This window comes from Microcystis sp. M083S1 (assembly GCF_020246405.1).
Taxonomy (GTDB): Bacteria; Cyanobacteriota; Cyanobacteriia; order Cyanobacteriales; family Microcystaceae; genus Microcystis; species Microcystis aeruginosa_C.
Genome location: NZ_JADBTB010000061.1, coordinates 1 through 17,934 on the forward strand (window position 1 = coordinate 1; position 17,934 = coordinate 17,934).

Consider the following 17,934-nt stretch of genomic DNA (forward strand, 5'->3'; position numbering starts at 1 on the left):
AGGAGGAGCGGCGATAAAGGCGATGATGAAGCAGGTGGTGGCGGTGAGCAGGGTGGGGATCATGATCACACCGAACCAGCCGACATAAAGACGGTTGTTGGTGCTGGTGATCCACTGGCAGAACTGCTCCCACAGGGAAGCACTCTCGCGCTGTTGTAAGGTGGTGGTCATTGGTTTATGATTCCTATTAAGTTATCGAGGTACGATTGATGATGTCTCTATCTTAAAGACTTTGTATCGGTTTGTAAAGGGGTTTGACATTCAGTATTACTTGTCGGGGTGATAAGGTGGGCTTATATATCTCAGTTTTCGGCTTGAAGTCCCAATTATCGGAACTTCCACTACCTATATCTACTACAATAGCCAAAAACCCTTGTCCATCAATGGATATACCCGTTAACATCTCTTGATGTATCCATGTTTGTTGTAGGATTTATTAATGGGCAGGAATGGAGCCTATTTGCTAAAATGCTAGTCATGTATGTAGAAAAAGTTTTTAACCGTTATTTTCTTTTTATTTATGTTAGCTTATTATGTGGAATGGCATTTAAAACAGTCCTTAGCTGCTTTATTCTTTGAAGATGAAGAAATTGATAATAGTTCCCTGAATGTGATTAAAATGAGTCGCAGTCAATCGGTGCAATCTAAAGAGAGAAAAACACAGAATCAAGACAACCTCCCTGTGCATAGTTTTCGGACTTTATTGAAGGACTTGGAGACGATTTGCTTGAATAGGGTAGAACGTATGATTAGAGAGGGAAGTTATCGTTTTTCTAAGATAACTCGACCGATTTCTCTGCAACAGAAAGCGTTAGATTTATTAGGGGTTTCCTTAATTTGTAGCCAGTAACGAGCGGCACAAATTCTCTTAATCCCTCCCACAGCACAGGTTATGGTCTTTTGTCAAAGGGGAAGTCTAGATCTTTAACAAATCTAATTTCACCGAAAGATTAATTTAACCTTGATCTGTCGCCTTGCGGGGATTGATTTCTTAACCTTTTAATAAATTGATTTTTTCCCCGGTCAGGCTAGAATCAGTAGGATTAGCATCCAAGATAATCAGGGTAACTTTGGTTAATCTGGGGCAGTCTAGCGTAAAAAAAACGCCCAAAATAGTCAAATTTAGGCTTAAGTGGCTTCTTACTAACTGTTTAATCTATTATTTAGGTATTAGACTCTATGGCTAAAGCTTCTACCGTAACTTCTGAAATCGATCTTAAAGATTCGCAATATTACTTTAACCGAGAATTAAGCTGGTTAGAATTTAATCGTCGCGTGCTTTATGAGGCACTTGATCCTCGGACTCCCCTACTGGAAAGATTAAAATTTACCGCCATTTTTTGTGCCAATCTCGACGAATTTTTTATGGTACGGGTGGCAGTGCTTAAACAACAGGTAGAAGCAAATGTAGCCGTTTTAAGTGCCGATGGCAGGACTGCCTTGGAACAGCTAACCGAGATAAGTAAACGTCTGCGTCCCCTTGTGCAACAGCAGGATCATCTTTTTGAACACACCCTGAAAAACCTATTAGTAGAACAGGGAATTCATCTGATTAACTATGTAGATTTACATCAAGAACAGCGCAATTATCTCCATGATTACTTTGAACAAAATATTTTCCCCGTTTTAACTCCCCTAGCGGTGGATCCTAGTCATCCTTTTCCCTATATTTCTAATCTTAGTCTCAATTTAGCCGTAGTCGTTCGCGATCCCGACACCGATAAAGAATTATTTGCCAGGGTAAAAGTACCGCAGGTTTTCCCCCGTTTTCTGGCATTATCCAAAGAATTACGCCACCAAGACGGAAAAGCTTCGATTTGGACGGGAGTACCCCTTGAACAGGTGGTAATGCACAATTTAGAGGCACTTTTCCCCGGCATGATCATTCAAGAATGTTATCCTTTTCGGGTGACGCGCAATGCTGACATCTCCGTTGAAGAAGATGAGGCCGATGATTTATTATTAGCGATCGAGGAAGAAGTACGCAAGCGCCGCATCGGTAAATCGGCAGTACGTCTGGAAATTCACAGTTCTACCCCTAGCAATATTAAAAACCGGATCATGCGCGATCTCGGACTTGAGGAGATCGATGTTTACGATGTGGATGGACTGCTGGGACACAAAGATTTATTTTATTTTCTGTCTTTACCCTGTCCCGAACTGAAAGATCCGCCTTGGAATCCTGTCACCCCACCGGTTTTACAGGGATTGCGAGAAATAGTTGACGGTAACGAAGACGGGATCCTAGAACAGGATGGCGAAGATATTTTTACTTTAATTCGCAATAACGATATTCTCGTTCATCACCCTTACCATTCCTTTAGTGCCTCAGTACAACAGTTTATCGCCCAGGCTGCCCATGATGCCCATGTTTTAGCGATTAAAATGACCTTGTATCGTACTTCCGGAGATTCCCCGATTGTCAATTCCCTGATTGCAGCGGCGGAAAATGGTAAACAGGTAGCGGCGTTAGTGGAACTAAAAGCACGCTTTGATGAGGAAAATAACATTACTTGGGCGAAAAAGCTCGAACAAGCCGGAGTTCACGTTGTTTATGGCTTAGTTGGTCTAAAAACCCACACGAAAGTGGTTCTCGTGGTCAGAAAAGAAGGGGATAAAATCCGTCGTTATTTCCATATTGGCACGGGTAATTATAACCCAAAAACGGCTAAATTATACACTGATTTGGGTTTACTTAGCTGTCGCGAGGATTTGGGGGCAGATATCACCGATTTATTTAACTTTCTGACCGGATACTCCCGTCAGCAATCCTATCGCAAACTTTTAATTGCTCCCGTGAGTTTGCGAAAACGGATGTTAGCAATGATCGATCGCGAGGCCAAAAACTGTAAAAATGGCGGTACGGGGCGCATTGTCGCAAAAATGAACTCTATTGTCGATAAACCGATTATAGAAGCCTTATACGCCGCTTCTCGTGCTGGCGTGCAGATTGACTTAATTATTCGTGGGATCTGTTGTTTACGGCCCGGATTGCCGGAAGTGAGCGAAAATATCCGAGTAATTAGCATTATCGGCCGCTTTTTGGAACATTCCCGCATTTTTTACTTCTACAATGGTGGTCAGGAGGAGGTTTATATTGGTAGCGCCGATTGGATGACGCGGAACCTGACTCGTCGCGTGGAAGCAGTGACACCCATCGCTGAACCAGCGATCGCCAAGGAACTGGAAGAAATTCTCGGCATCATGTTGTCAGATAACCGGCAAGCATGGGAATTACAATCCGACGGCAGTTATATTCAGCGTCGTGCTGCCAACCAGGGACAGGAAAGCAGTACCCATGTAATTTTGATGGAAAAAGCCCTTAAATCTGCGGGTGTTAGTCAATAGGAACAGTTATCAGTTATCAGTTATCAGTATTCTCTCGTTGACCCCCTCGGATGCCCTTCTACTTCTGGAGTTCGGGGCTTGATAATCTGACTTATTGAGAATAATTTTTATTTGTCGGAGATAATTTAACCCCCCCTCAGAAAATGGGGTGTAGAATGGTGTCAGGGCAATACTTTCATTTATTTCACGGGAACTATTTGTTAGGATCGAAAAATCTTTACGTTCAGCTACAACCATGAGAGCTCTTGTCAAACCCTCTAGCCTGATTCCCAAAGGATTGCGGGTACAACAGATTAATAATCTCACCCTATTCAAATTTACAGATGAACTGGGCGATCGGATGCAGACGCTTCTTGACAAGAAAAAAGCTGATGATCTCACCCCAGAGGAAGTCCTTGAGCTAGAAGCGATTGGCGAACTCGACCAAATTTTCAGCTACATCAACGCTGTCATTGCCGCCAGAGTAAATGGTCATTCCTAAATCGCTCCACCATATTGTTCGACAACGCGCTAGGTTCCAGTGTGAATACTGTCACTATCCCGAACTCCTCAGTGATGCTCTAACCCTGTTTTTACATTGGCGCAAGTCATGCTATATTATGGGCTGTGGCTCTTCGTTACTTGGCATGATTCGATCAGGAGGCATAAATTGAAGCAATGTCTTTCTGTGTAAGGGTTTTATCCTTTATAACCCCCCTCCATTGCATAACACAAACCGAAGAGCCTAAACTGCTAAAAGCTGAACTTTTTCTGGATCGGCTAGAAGAAATCACAGACCAAGCTTCTGACGGTATTCAGAAAGCCAAGCTTTAAACCGTTCGCAGTACCCAAATCAAACTATCTCTTTCATTTAATCAACTCAAACTACTGGAGAGGCTCATGGTTGAAACTACAACAAAACTCAAAAAGTTTACGATTTTACATTCCAATGATATGCACGGCGACTTTTTAGCGGAGGCTAAAACTGGACAAGGTGGTTTGATCGGCGGGTTATCATTGCTTTCTGGTTATATCAATCAAGTGCGTCAAACGGAAAAAAATACACTTTATGTTATTTCAGGTGATATGCTTCAAGGTTCGATGATTGATACCGAATTTAAAGGCTTATCAACCATGGAAATCATGAATTACCTAGCACCTAATGTAGTGACTTTAGGAAACCACGAATTAGACTATGGCTTTCCTCATTTGCTCTTCTTAGAAAAAATGGCAAACTTTCCTATTGTTAATGCCAACTTGTACATTAAAAAGTACGGTAAAAGGTTGATGAACCCCTATATCATCCTCAATGTAGATGGATTTGATGTTATGTTCATTGGTATTGTCACTGAAGAGGTTCTTAGTGCCTTAAAGCTGGACAAAAGCATTGGTACATTTGTTGGACTAGAAGATGCGGCGGCTGAAGTTGGTAAGATCTGTAATACCTACAAAAATGAAGATATTGATTTGACAATTCTCCTAACTCACATTGGTTTTGAAGAGGATCAAAAGTTAGCGGCTATGTTAGACCCTGAGTGGGGGGTGGACATGATCATTGGTGGACATTCTCATACACTTTTAGAACAGCCTGCCCAAGTAAACAACATTTTAATCACCCAGGCCGCCGTTGGGACTGATCAGATCGGACGTTTCGATATTACAGTAGACGACGATACGAACAGCATTGTCGAATGGAAATGGGAACTTATTCCTATTAATGATCAGGTAGCTAGTCCTGACGTAGATTTGCAAAATTTTATCAATACCTACAAAGAACAAGTAGATCGCAAGTACAATCGTATTGTTAGCCGTTTAAATCGTCAATTGACTCATCCCGTGCGCGAACAAGAAACTGAGTTAGGTAATTTAATCGCTGATATCTTCTTAGAAATAGATACGATTGATGTCGTGCTTGTCGGTAGTGGTTCCATACGAGGTAAAGAATTAGGGCCTGTGGTCACTCTTGAAGATCTTAAGAAGGTTTATCCGTATGATGGTTCTCTTTATAAAATTAAAGTTACTGGAGCGCAACTGACAAAGGTATTTACCCATTTTCTGCGCCCAGAAAACAGAAAGCCTGGGGAAAGTCAATGTTATCAAATCAGCAAAGGTGTTCGAGTAGTTTATAACAATACTAAGAAAGCAATTGAATCTTTCAGTATTAATGAACAACCTGTAGAGGCTGATCGTTTATATGTAATCTGCGTGCAAGATTATCATTATCAAAATTCGCTGAAGAGTTTGAATCTCACGCCTGAAGAAATAGCTAACGCTAAAGTTGTTACTACTTCAAGCCAAGGTGTTCTTGAAGAATATTTAAGTACTCATCAACTCCTTGACGGTCAGGTGGAAGGACGCTGGACTTTTGTTAACTAGAGTTTATGACTCTACCCAATTCGTGAAGCGTCTGAATGGAAACTTAGGCACGATTAGCAAATCCAACAATGTTTGAAACTTGCTTCCAATTTGTGAAGCACCTGAATGGGAACGATGTGTAGGGTTAATTCATGAATTAACCCTACAATTTTTTTACTTCCAGTTCATGAAGCGTCTGGTACTAAATTCGCTTATTAAAGACTGATTATCTATTCCCATTTTGCCGTTCGGCTATCCTGATATGTAGCCTATAATCAACGGATTTAGTCTCAGTTATCAGTTATCAGTTATCAGTTATCAGTTATCAGTGGGTAAGTAATCAGTGATCAGATGTGATACTAAATCTGGTTATTAAAAACTGATTATCTATTGCTCCTTTTGCCTATTGCCTATTGCCTCTCCTGATATGTAGCCTATACTCAACGGATTTAGTATGACTAACTGGTTGAGAGGTTAAACAGTCTCAAAAGCTGAGAGCAAGCATCTTGATCTGTATTTTCTCAACCAGTCAAATCAAGCAAAAATCCTAATAATAATTACCGACTTTGCGATGGTGAACGGCCGTTAAACTATCAGGTTTAGAAACGCGACCATCGGCGACTTTATTGTAAACAATCCAGTGGTCAGCACATTCCATGCGACTAACTACCTCACATTCTAAATAAGCGTGGGCATCGGCTAAAATTGGGGAACCATTATTAGCAGTACGAGTATCGACTCCTGCAAAACGATCTTCCCCAGGCCCGAAACGTTTTAAAAAGTGTTTCATCAGGGTTTGATAATTGCCTTCTTCCAGAATATTTAAAACGAATTGATCCCCCACTTGCATTAAAGACTCGATCGCCCGATCTTTGGCCACAGCAACGGTAAAACCGGGGGGATCAAAACTTGCTTGAGTCACCCAAGAAGCGACCATTGCACCGCTTCTGTCTCCTTTCTTGGTGGTAATAATATATAAGCCACCACTAATGCGTCCGATGGCTTTATCGAGGTCAGTATCGAGGGATTTTCTTTGTTTAACTTTTACCTCTTGGGTTAATAGTTGTCCCATATCTGTTCCTGCTTCTTCACAGCGTTGATAGAGACTCTCGTTAGGAGTTTCTGTGCTACGAATGGGATCAAAAGCTTTGGTTAAACCAACTTCACGAAACTTATTAAATAGAGGTAAAATTGATTCATCATCACCCCCTTGAGATTCAAACATTCCGATGTATTGTTTGGGGTTAACCGAGGCGAGAATTGTGCCTAGATTACCCGTAATTTCTTGGGCATTAATACCAGAAACGGGGGGAGTACCGATGACGATTCCCACCGCAGAAGAAGCTAATTCTTTTACCTCTTGGGGATCGGCGGATTTCAGGTCTAAAGTTTCTACAGCCACACCGGTTTTAGTAATACCTTTGGCAATAGATTGACAGAGGCGATCGCTATAACCATAGTCGGCAATGTAGAAAACAACGACGGTTTTTTCTGCCTTAGTTTGTGCCTGACTCCAATCACGATAATGGGTCAATAATTCGGTAATATTGTGTTTTAATACCGGTCCATGACCATTAGCCACGAGATTAATATTACCCAGGGGTTCCATCCGTTTCATCGCCGCTAGTACGGAACGAGCATTAGGAGCCATTAAACATTCATAATAGAAACGATAATCCGGTTCAATAGCACTTAATTGCTCATCGTAAAGATCATCGGAACAGTAGTGCATTCCAAAAGCATCACAGGTAAATAAAATTCCCGAACCGTGATCGTAGGTAAAAATAGTATCGGGCCAGTGTAAATTAGGAGCGTTAACAAATTCGAGAATGTGACCATTGCCTAGGTCTAACCGATCACCATTTTTGACCAGTTGACGTTGAAAGGGATGATGAACTAAATTCTCTAAAAACTGAATTGCCACTTTCGACCCAACGACGGTAATATTGGGAGCGAGTTGCAGCAGATCTCTGACTAAACCACTGTGATCAGGTTCGGTATGACTGATAATTAAATAATCGATTTCTTGGGGGTTAATTAATCCGTTGAGACTATCAAAATATAGTTGACGGAATTTTTCGTGAGAGGTATCCACAAGGGCGATTTTTTCCCCACGAATCAGATAGGAGTTATAAGTCGTACCGTTTTGTAATCCGAATTCAATATCGAAGCGATCGCGCTCCCAATCGAGGGAACGAATAGCGGTAGTGTCTGCGGTGAGATCGGCCACCTGCACGGTGAGACGTTTTGTTTTGACTGGTGTAGCAACCATCGAACCTCTCCTTATTGTTAAGTTTTTTATACTTTGTCTCTATTGTGCCACGAGGAAATAGGTATGGAGATTTATTTTCCCATAATTACTGATCACAGTTATCTTAATGGTCAGGTGGGAGTCGATCGTCGATACCGAATTAGCTTATACTTCATATTTATGAGAAACGCTCTCTATGTAGGTTCTGCTGAATAAATCTAAAAACCTTGTTGGATAAGGTTTTTAGACTTTTTTCCCCCCAAAAAGTGCCGACCATTGGAGTGATCGGGGAAAAATTCAGTTACTTTTTCTCTGAAAATTAGGTAATTGACCACCTAAAAATGGGTAAAACCCCACACCCCACACCCTACACCCTACACCCTACCCCCACGAAAAACTTTTTGCCGCAAACCCTATGTATCTGTGTGGAGAAATGGGGATTATACATTCCAGTCAAGGTGAACTACTTCCTATTTCACGGGGGATTGCCTCAAAACGGACTTACACCCAGTTTTTGGTCTTACATCCCCGACCTGGACAGTATCTCTGGTTCCTATTTGGATAAAGTATCGTCAGGTGAGCATTGCCCACCCTACTACTATTTATTGAATTTTAACATTTAATTTATAGGTGGCATTGCCGCGAGTTCCCCCTACAATTATTTCATAATTTCCAGTAGCAGGTAATTTTAAACTAGATTGGGTAGCTTCTGTTTTCAATATTTCCCCATTCGGTGCAATCACATCAAATACGGCATTATTTTCTAACGATGTAATTTTAACATCCATTCTCTGTCCTTGATTGGCTCTTAATAAATAAATATTTCGACTCCCTCGCACAACCGATTGATTAACAGTGGCGCTATTAGTTCCGGGTGCAAACCGGATTTGAGAAACTAAACAAGGTTGTTTTTGATAAACCACTCGTCCCGTATTCAAATAATCTGAAGTTAACGTCCAGATTTCTTGAGTTTTTTGGGTGTCTAACTCAATTTTTGTCGTGATATTTAAGTTTAACTGATTCCCCTTTTTTGTTCCTTGTAAGGTTTGATTATAGGAAGTATAATAAGATTCTTGTTCGTTCTGAATCGTAGCTTCTACCCGACCCGTGACTTGATTTCCCTGAATATAAATCCTCGCCGTAGAATCCAGACCATCATTAGTAGCAACCGAAAAACAATAACCTTGAATCGAAGAGCCACTGGGAGCTTGAACAACTTGTAGGGGGAAATGATTGGCCATACCTGGCGTAACATTCAGTAAACTGGCAAAAATGACTACACATTCTAATAATTTCATCATAATCATGACCATTCAAAGTTTTCACTAATGGTAAACTAATTATCGCCCCAGCCGCCATACCTGCAATTCCCCCTTGACAAAAAGCCATAAAATCAAACCCCGCAAAAACAGTTTTTGGGACAATATGTGTATTCCCTTGCTGAATTTGGCTCTGTTAAGTAATACTAAATCCTGTTTAGAAGGTATAGGGGAGTGGGAATTATGAATTATGAATTATGAATTATGAATTAGGGAGAGGGGAGACCAACTCGTGCGCGACGTTCGGCGAAGACTTCGGCGTGAGCTTTTGTCGAACGCTCAGTCGATCCGTTGCGGGGGGAAGTAGGGAGAGGGGAGAGGAGATATTATTGAACCACAAAGGCACAAAGGTCACGAAGGTTGAAGAACCACAAAGGCACAAAGGACACAAAGGCAATTAACCACAAAGGCACAAAGGTCACGAAGGTTGAAGAACCACAAACCCTACTTATCAGAGAAAAGTTAGAACTTGTCGTAAAGTGAAAGAGAGAACTATTTTGCTTATCTAGATCACCGACGGTCAAATTTCCCTTGACTGAATCGGTGATGGGCAGAGATTGTAACAAAAATTATCGATTTCTTGACAAAAAACACCGCTCATGCTATCAACCGAACCTAAAATCAGCAATTCCGGACAAAAATATTTAGCCTATCAAGATTGTCTATCCCCGAATCAAACCCTGTTCCCCCTGACAGCCAAGGTTAATAACCGCGATTGTCTAGAAATCGGTGGTTGTGATGTGACCACCCTAGTGGAACGTTTCGGTTCACCCCTGTATATTGTCGATGAAGTCACCCTCCGCACTGCCTGTCGTCAATATCTGCAAGGTTTCCAGACACATTATCCCGGAGAATCTAGGGTAATTTATGCCTCGAAAGCGTGGAATTGCCTGGCCGTATCGGCCGTGGTCGCTAGGGAGGGATTAGGTTTCGATGTGGTGTCGGCCGGAGAAATTCACACGGTGTTAACCGCTTTAGACCAGATCAATAAAACCGATGTGCCGATATACTTTCATGGTAATAACAAATCGATCGCCGAGTTAGAATATGCGATCGAGCATAACTGCATTATTATCGTTGATAACTGGCTAGAGTTAGAAAATCTGGTTAAATTAGGCGAAAACCGCCCTGATACCCCTATTCCGATGCTGTTGCGGTTAACCCCCGGCATCGAGTGCCACACCCACGAATATATTCGCACGGGTCACTTAGACAGTAAATTTGGTTTTGACCCCCATCAAATCGAAACGGTATTTGACTATGTTTTAGCTCATCCGGTGCTGAATTGTCTGGGTTTACACGCTCACATCGGTTCCCAGATTTTTGAACGTCAACCCCACCAAGACTTAGCCGCTGTGCTGGCAGATTGGTTTAAATTAGGTTTAGAACGGGGATTACCCCTAGAGCAATTAAACGTCGGTGGTGGTTTAGGGATTCGCTACCTGGAAAGTGATGACCCCCCAAGTATCGAGGAATGGGTGCAAGCGGTGTCCTTAGCAGTGGCTAAAGCTTGTCAGGAAAGAGGTATCGCTTATCCCCTGCTCATTGCCGAACCGGGACGCTCTCTGATTGCCACCGCTTGCGTAACGGCCTATACAGTGGGTAATCGCAAAGAAATCCCTGAAATCCGCACCTATATCGCCGTCGATGGCGGAATGTCCGATAATCCCCGACCGATTACCTATCAATCGGTTTACCGGGCCGTGGTCGCCAATAAAATGAGTCAAGAATGTCAGGAATTGGTGACAATAGCTGGAAAACATTGTGAATCTGGGGATATTCTAATTAAGGATATTACGCTACCGAAAACCAACCCGGGGGATATTTTAGTGGTTTTAGCCACGGGGGCCTATAACTACAGTATGGCTTCTAATTACAACCGCTTACCCCGTCCGGCGGCGGTAATTGTCCACAACGGAGAAGCTAATCTGATCCTTGAACGGGAAAATCTGGCGGATTTGCTGCGTCAAGACCGCTTACCCAATCGACTCTCCTTGATATAAACCTCATCGCTATCGTCCCCCATGTCGGGTTTTTTTCTGGACCCTCGCCGGTTATTGTCCTGGATTCTCAGCCATGGTCTGTCAGTCCTAGACTTTGGGTTAGTTCTCCTCCTTACCTATATGCTGCTGCTAATTATCGGCGAGCGGCGTACCTTTTGGATGGTGCGAGGACTAATCTACTTAATGCTGGCCTCGGTGATTAGCGATGCCCTAGGATTGCGCTTGCTGGGGTTAGTCCTAGAAAAATTGATTTTAGGGGCAGCGGTGGCCATCGCTGTGATTTTTCAGTCGGAATTCCGCCGTTTTTTAGAATTATTGGGCAAAGGTCAAGTGTGGGAATTATTTAAAAAAAGTTCCCCCACTCCCAAGACCGATAATGTCATTGATGAGTTAGTGGACGCGGTGAAGGATCTATCTCAAAATCGCACCGGTGCGCTGATGGTATTAGAAACCAGTGGCAATCTCGACACCAAGGTGTTTGTCAATCCGGGGGTGACGCTCAATGGCCAAGTATCTAAGGAATTAATTCAAACTATTTTTCAAACTAAAACTTTACTGCACGATGGGGCCGTATTTATTCGGGGCGATCGAGTGGTGGCCGCTGGTGTTATTCTACCCTTATCGGAGCGCAGTACCTCTAGGCAATTAGGCACCCGTCATCGGGCGGCCATGGGGATTACCGAAAGGCTAGATAATTGTTTATGTATTGTGGTTTCTGAGGAAACTGGCTCGATTTCCCTCGCGTCGGGGGGGAATTTGGATCGGCCCTTAACCAGTAGTAAACTAAAAGAGCTTCTCGAAGCGAAGTTTTCTCCGTCGGGAGAGGGGGAAGTGGTCGCACCGAGTTGGGGACGTTTAGGGCGTACAATTGGCTTAAAAGGTCGTCTAATCTTAGAAAAGTTCTCCCGTTCGCCCAGCGCAACCCCCAAAGATAGAAAATGACTCTTAAACCGAGCTTGTCACCAGAATTACCTACGGATTTAGATAAAAACCGTTTGCCTCAGCACGTCGCAGTGATTATGGATGGGAACGGTCGTTGGGCGAAAAGTCGTGGTTTACCGCGGATTATGGGCCATCAACGGGGAGTAGATGCACTAAAGGACTTGCTGCGCTGTTGTCGTGACTGGGGGATTCCCGCTTTAACCGCTTATGCTTTTTCTACGGAAAATTGGGGTCGTCCCCTCGAGGAAGTAGAGTTTTTAATGACTCTATTCGAGCGGGTTTTGCGGCGCGAATTAGAGGAAATGATGCAGGAAAATGTTAAAATTCGCTTTATTGGTAATTTATCAGCCTTGCCAGAGTCTTTAAGAAGGGAAATTGCTAAATCTCAAGCAGAAACTAGCAAAAATTCCGGTATTCAATTTACGGTAGCTACTAATTATGGTGGCCGAGAGGAAATCGTACAAGCTTGTCAGGCGATCGCTCGTCAGGTGCAACAGGGTTTAATCTCCCCAGAAGCGATCGATGAATCTCTCTTTGAACAGTATCTTTATACTGCTGGGATTCCTAACCCAGACCTGTTAATTCGCAGTAGTGGGGAAATGCGAATTAGTAATTTTTTACTCTGGCAAATGGCCTACGCGGAAATCTACGTTACTGACACCCTCTGGCCCGATTTTGATCGAGTGCAATTTCACCGCGCTTTAAAAGATTATCAGGGTCGTCATCGTCGTTTTGGCAAATTATAAGGGCCGCAGCCCAAATTGATCAAAATAGCCACTGTAGGGCAGTTAAAGGACAATTTTTGATTTTTCACTTTTTATGTTAAACTCCCTGGGGCAAGGGTTAAACTGCGACGGGGGCCGTTTGTGATCTTCTCGATTTCCCCAATACGGTAATCCGTAAATCGGCTGGAGCTAGACTTTTTCCCCAGCTAAAATAAAATAGGATGGAGAATAACTATCGACGATAAGCCGTTTTAAGATTATGGGATTCTTTGACTCAGAAGTGGTTCAACAGGAAGCTAGACAGCTATTTGAAGATTACCAGTCTCTCACACAACTAGGCAGCGAGTACGGGAAATTCGATCGAGAGGGTAAAATCATCTTTATCGATAGGATGGAAGAGTTAATGGAACGCTACAAAATATTTATGAAGCGTTTTGAGTTATCTGAGGATTTCTCCGCCCAAATGACCGTAGAACAGCTAAAAACCCAATTAGGTCAATTTGGTATGACTCCCCAAATGATGTTCGACCAAATGCAGCAAACCCTTGAGCGGATGAAGGCAGAAATTCGCTGAAATTGCCGATATTTATCGGGTATTGGCTGTCTTTTGCCCGATAATGGCCTCTACAGGTTACTGCTGAGAAATTTGGGGTTTCTGCGGTTTTTTGAGAACAATGATCTAATAATTTTAAGTAGGTTAGCTGATGAACTCCAGGCCAGATTCACAAGAAAATATTGAGCCACCTCAGTATAGTGAAAAAACTAACCGCATTCAGGCAATCAGTCAACTGATTAAGGCGATAACCCCGTTAATTTGGGCTATAGTTGTTCTAGTGGTTATCGTGCCTCTCTTAGGGAAAATTTGGCTAGGAACTGCCGGCAATGAACCGTTAAAAACTAGGGTTGCTACCGAAACTAACCTAGAGATTCCCATCACTATACCCCAAAAATCGAACAGTCAAATCGATCGAGAAATTAGCCAAGCTTTACAGACAGCGAGAGCAAATTCTCAAACCTTTGCCCTAGGAGAAATTGAGGGATGGGTGGAGGAGTTGATGACAAGAGTAGATCAGGGTTTTTTGCCTTGGTATTTTAACTATTTCAATCAAAAACAATTTGAGGGCAAGGCCTTTCTAAGTGGATTATACTCCTCGATCGCTCACTGGGTCAATACAGATAATCCACCCCCGGAACAGGTGGTGGCAGAAAATTTGACCAAAACTATTCAAACCGAGTTTACTAAACGGGTAATTCGTCCCCAAGAGGCCCAATTGCGTCTAGAGAGAATTACTAGGGATGCCGTTAATTTATATGTCAGTAATTTAAGCAATGAATTAGAGAATATTCAGGCCAGTTATCAAATTCCCCAAGGCAAATGGGATCGTTATCTTAGCGATATAGCCGTAACAATTCAAGATACCGAGGGCAATATTTCTAACACATCAATCAAACTTTTAGTCGGTGGTGCCACTGCTTTGGGAGTTAAATCTCTCATCCCAGTGATGAAAGTGGGCAGCACAGTTTATTTGTCCCTAGCGGGAAAAACGGGGGCGAAAATTGCCACTAAAACCGGTGGAGCAGTAGCGAGTAGTTTTGGGGCAGAATTAATCGATCCAATCGTGGGAATTGGTTTGATAGTTTGGGATTTATGGGACTATCAGCACACGGTAAACATTGAAAAACCGATTCTGCGGGATGCCATTTTTAATTATTTACAAGAAGTCAAATACGATCTAGTCAATAATCATCAAGGTAGCGTCCTTTCCTCTATTTATCAAATTGAAACAAGTGTCAATAAATCCTTAGTGAGAACCTAAATAAAATGATCTAAGTAGGTAGGCGTTAAAAATTATCAGACACCCCCCTTATCAAGGGGGGCAGGGGGGATCGAACCTAAAATCCATTTTTAATTTAATTATAACCAGCTACTTAATTCTAACTGCGCCATCGTAAAATCTGTGCTTTAATGGGGTTGACAAAATCACGTTTTTCTGCTTGAGATTTCTCGTATTCTTGCTTGAGGCGATAATACCATTTGGCCTGGGTATCGGCATCATCAATTAACATCAAAGCTGGATGATAACTAAGTCCTTCCTGTTGTTTAATTACCACATCGCGATCCTGTTTGAGGAATTGTAGAGTTAAATAACGCAAAAGAGGGGTTAAAAATGCCAACCAAGGAATCGTATAGTATAAACTTTGATGGACTTCGCAGTGATTTTCATCGATGGGAGTAATTGCCGTAAAAGCACAAGCTAAATGGCGATCGCCTCGTAGTATTTCTGTACGCACCGAGGGCAATTCAAAAACAATTTCAATCGATACTTTATTACCCAAAATTTTATAGGGTTTCGCACTTACAGGCATATCATAGGGAGCAAGACGAAAACCGAGGGGAACAGGTTCGTATTGTTTTTCCTTGACCCGAAATTTGCGCGGACCGCTGCGCCACCACCAAGAAGTATGAACGTAGGGACCGTGGGCCGGATCCATCAATCCCACCACCGCATGGTCAATATTGCAGTCAAAAGTGATAGTTTCGGCTATTTTGGGGGTAAGTTTGCCAAAATCGGCAATAGTCGGCACAGGAGGCAGATTTTCTCGATTAATTTCTCTTTTTGAGTCTGCTGGAATAAACACCCAGATATGACCTTGTATTTCACGACAGGGATAACTGGTGACACAAATTCTGCTAATATCAAGGCGATCGTGTTCCGTTAATGAGGGGATCTCAGAACAAACGCCATCGCTAGTATTAAATTTCCAGCCATGATAGCAACAGTACACCCCATCCCCTTCAATCCAGCCATGGTGCAGCGGAATGCCACGATGGGGGCAAATATCCCGCAATGCGAACACTTCTCCATCCTCTCTCCTCCCGACAACAATCGGTTCACCTAGCATTTTTTTTGCCATTAGCTGACCGGGTTTCAGTTTATTTGCCGGTGTGGCCACATACCAAAAGTCGCGCAGTAAGCTAGTCATAGGGTTTCTCTGGAGAGCTTCGATCGTTGATCCTATCATTAGAAATCAAGATTATACCTTATGGACGTAACTGGATTCGAACCAGTGACCCCATCGATGTCAACGATGTACTCTAACCAACTGAGCTATACGTCCGCACGAATTGTTATTATAACACGATTGCTCCTAATTAGGCAAGCCCCTAGGCAGTAAATTGATAGCCAATTAACTTATAAATTAGCTTGGCAGTGGTAAATTCCGAGACCACCGAATCACTAATCGGGGCTAATTCCATCACATCGCAGCCAATCACCTGATGAGTTTGGAAAAGACGACGGAGAAAGTTTAGGGTTTGATGCCAACTTAACCCCCCCGGTTCAGGTGTTCCCACCCCCGGAATTAAAGCCGGATCTATGCCATCCACGTCTATGGTTAAAAATACCTTCTCGGTGGTAATTTTGGCGATCGCTTTTTCGATCCAATTCGGATCACCGGCGATATCTCGATCCCAAATCACAGGAATCTGCTGTTTAGCGATTAATTCCGCTTCTTCTCGACAAATAGCCCGAATTCCCACGGGTAAGGTCAGTAAACCCATTTCTAACACCCGACGCATCACACAGGCGTGGTTATGGTGCGATCCTTCGTACTCAAAACGCATATCGCCATGGGCATCAATTTGAACCACAGTAAAAGGTTCCGATAAAGCTTGTTGGTAAGCTTGTACTACTCCCGTGGTGATAGCGTGTTCACCCCCGACGGCGACGACAAATTTATCATCGGCAATTAGACGGGAAACTGTAGCTGTGGTGACGGCTAACATCTCCTCGGCGGACAATTGCGGTTGCTGACGGGTATCTGCGATCGCATCATGGGTATAGATGCCCACTTCTAAACAGGTTTCCCTCTTGAGTTCCTCGTCATAGGCTTCCAATTGTTGGGAAGCGGTAATCACCGCCGCCGGCCCGGTTTCACAACCCTTGCGATAGGTGGTGGTGGCCTCGTAGGGAATCGGCAGGATCACGGCCTTAGCTGTGGCGTAAGATGCGATCGCTTCACTCCCTAAAAACTGTTCGCTACCGGTGGCGCAAGACAATAACATGGGCAAATCACAGAAAATTTTAGTCTAATCCTCCATTATAAATATTTTGACTATTTTTGTCTATCTCAACTGACTCCAAACGTATCTACTACAATAGCCAAAAACCCTTATCCATCAATAGATAAATCCCTCGATTTCTCGCTCAAGATTGGTTTGCTGCGGGCGATAATCTGGACATATAGCCATCAGTTAGGCTGCTCCACACTGCTGTAACAAAAAACAATTATCCCCTGAGAGCGATCGCTAAAGGTCGAATAATTATCAATTTTTATCAAGAGGTGCGGTCAGATATAGGAATCATCGCTAGAATAGGCCTAAATTGTCAGGAATTTAGTTAAACAAGGTTTTTGGCAAGATGCTAATCTGGCTAACAATATACACTGGAACGGCAAGGCGATCGGCTAGGTAGCAAAGGTTATCTGCGTCTGGTGAGCGGGAACGTTATGCCGCTCAACCCTTGCTGAGGGCGCAGCCGAAAATCTAACTGTGAGACGTAGAGAGTTAAGACATGGATCAAAAGATTAAGGATATCATTGAGGTTGCTGATAAGCTGGAGTCACGAGTAAGTTCTTATTGGAATTTTTATACAGTTGCTGTCGTCGCAATTATTGGTTGGCTGGTTTCTTCCAAAAAAGACTTTTCACTTTCATATAGCCAAGCTCTAGTAGCAACAATTGTTTGCATTGGGTTTTTTATTGCAAATTTCTATGGAATACGTGCTGCAACAAAGAGAGTAATCGCAGTAGAAAGTGAACTTAATGCACTTGCGAAGAAAACGGAATTTGAAAGTGCTTTGCTCAAAAAGGAGTTATCGTATTCATCATCAACATTGCTACCTTCCTGGGTTCTGCATATATTTGTTGATATCATTGTTCTTTTCGTAATATGGTCAAGTGTAAAGAATTAGGTTTGAGCTGTAGGGTGCGTTCCCTAATGCAATTTCTAC

Annotated in this window: 13 protein-coding genes, 1 tRNA gene and 2 pseudogenes; 10 read left to right on the plus strand and 6 right to left on the minus strand. The window is 42.9% G+C overall.

Annotation, left to right across the window (positions count from 1 at the left end; all coding sequences use genetic code 11):
• Window positions 1-171, minus strand: a pseudogene (locus IM450_RS05425) (photosystem II q(b) protein); the annotation flags it as partial.
• Between the two features lie 340 nt (window positions 172-511).
• Between IM450_RS05425 and IM450_RS05430 the strand changes: the two are divergent.
• From IM450_RS05430 to IM450_RS05445, 4 genes and pseudogenes are all read left to right on the plus strand, one after another.
• A pseudogene (locus IM450_RS05430) lies at window positions 512-850 on the plus strand (IS1634 family transposase); the annotation flags it as partial.
• Between the two features lie 329 nt (window positions 851-1,179).
• Complete coding sequence (gene ppk1, locus IM450_RS05435; protein WP_287664792.1) at window positions 1,180-3,348, plus strand: polyphosphate kinase 1; 2,169 nt, start codon at window positions 1,180-1,182, stop codon at window positions 3,346-3,348.
• Window positions 3,349-3,583: 235 nt separating this feature from the next.
• Window positions 3,584-3,829, plus strand: coding sequence for a hypothetical protein (locus IM450_RS05440; protein WP_287664794.1), 246 nt, complete (start codon window positions 3,584-3,586; stop codon window positions 3,827-3,829).
• A 398-nt stretch (window positions 3,830-4,227) separates the two neighbouring features.
• On the plus strand, window positions 4,228-5,703 hold the full coding sequence (locus tag IM450_RS05445; protein ID WP_002762888.1) for a bifunctional metallophosphatase/5'-nucleotidase: 1,476 nt from the start codon (window positions 4,228-4,230) through the stop codon (window positions 5,701-5,703).
• Between the two features lie 526 nt (window positions 5,704-6,229).
• Here the strand turns inward: IM450_RS05445 and IM450_RS05450 are convergent.
• The gene (locus tag IM450_RS05450; RefSeq protein ID WP_287664797.1) at window positions 6,230-7,954 is read right to left on the minus strand and encodes a diflavin flavoprotein; all 1,725 of its coding nucleotides are present in this window, start codon (window positions 7,952-7,954) and stop codon (window positions 6,230-6,232) included.
• Between the two features lie 581 nt (window positions 7,955-8,535).
• A complete protein-coding gene (locus IM450_RS05455) occupies window positions 8,536-9,246 on the minus strand; it encodes a hypothetical protein (RefSeq protein WP_287664799.1) in 711 nt (236 codons plus the stop codon).
• Window positions 9,247-9,851: 605 nt separating this feature from the next.
• Here IM450_RS05455 and lysA point away from each other — a divergent pair.
• The 5 genes from lysA (at window position 9,852) to IM450_RS05480 (ending at window position 14,739) form a co-directional block, all read left to right on the plus strand.
• On the plus strand, window positions 9,852-11,255 hold the full coding sequence (lysA, locus tag IM450_RS05460; RefSeq protein ID WP_002801362.1) for a diaminopimelate decarboxylase: 1,404 nt from the start codon (window positions 9,852-9,854) through the stop codon (window positions 11,253-11,255).
• A gap of 21 nt (window positions 11,256-11,276) precedes the next feature.
• Window positions 11,277-12,197 carry a diadenylate cyclase CdaA gene (gene cdaA, locus IM450_RS05465; RefSeq protein ID WP_002801364.1) on the plus strand — a complete coding sequence of 307 codons (921 nt, stop codon included), beginning with the start codon at window positions 11,277-11,279 and terminating at the stop codon, window positions 12,195-12,197.
• Window positions 12,194-12,943 (plus strand): polyprenyl diphosphate synthase, encoded by a 750-nt coding sequence (gene uppS, locus IM450_RS05470; RefSeq protein WP_002801365.1) that lies wholly within the window; start codon window positions 12,194-12,196, stop codon window positions 12,941-12,943. Before cdaA ends, uppS begins: the two co-directional genes overlap by 4 nt.
• Before the next feature lie 238 nt (window positions 12,944-13,181).
• A complete protein-coding gene (locus IM450_RS05475) occupies window positions 13,182-13,496 on the plus strand; it encodes a DUF1825 family protein (protein WP_002738222.1) in 315 nt (104 codons plus the stop codon).
• 130 nt (window positions 13,497-13,626) lie between these two features.
• Window positions 13,627-14,739, plus strand: a complete 1,113-nt coding sequence (locus IM450_RS05480) for a hypothetical protein (protein ID WP_287664803.1) — start codon at window positions 13,627-13,629, stop codon at window positions 14,737-14,739.
• A 118-nt stretch (window positions 14,740-14,857) separates the two neighbouring features.
• Here IM450_RS05480 and IM450_RS05485 read toward each other — a convergent pair whose 3' ends face one another.
• The 3 genes from IM450_RS05485 to speB all read right to left on the minus strand — a co-directional run bounded on the left by IM450_RS05485 (window position 14,858) and on the right by speB (window position 16,988).
• On the minus strand, window positions 14,858-15,907 hold the full coding sequence (locus IM450_RS05485) for an aromatic ring-hydroxylating dioxygenase subunit alpha (protein ID WP_287664805.1): 1,050 nt from the start codon (window positions 15,905-15,907) through the stop codon (window positions 14,858-14,860).
• A gap of 61 nt (window positions 15,908-15,968) precedes the next feature.
• Window positions 15,969-16,042, minus strand: a tRNA-Val gene (locus tag IM450_RS05490).
• Window positions 16,043-16,088: 46 nt separating this feature from the next.
• Window positions 16,089-16,988: an agmatinase gene (gene speB / locus IM450_RS05495; protein ID WP_287664808.1), complete on the minus strand. Its 900-nt coding sequence runs from the start codon at window positions 16,986-16,988 to the stop codon at window positions 16,089-16,091.
• Between the two features lie 508 nt (window positions 16,989-17,496).
• On the opposite strand from speB, the gene IM450_RS05500 reads away from it, so the two are divergent.
• Entirely contained in the window at window positions 17,497-17,895 is a 399-nt protein-coding gene (locus IM450_RS05500) for a hypothetical protein (RefSeq protein WP_039899949.1), read from the plus strand.
• Window positions 17,896-17,934 lie beyond the last annotated feature (39 nt).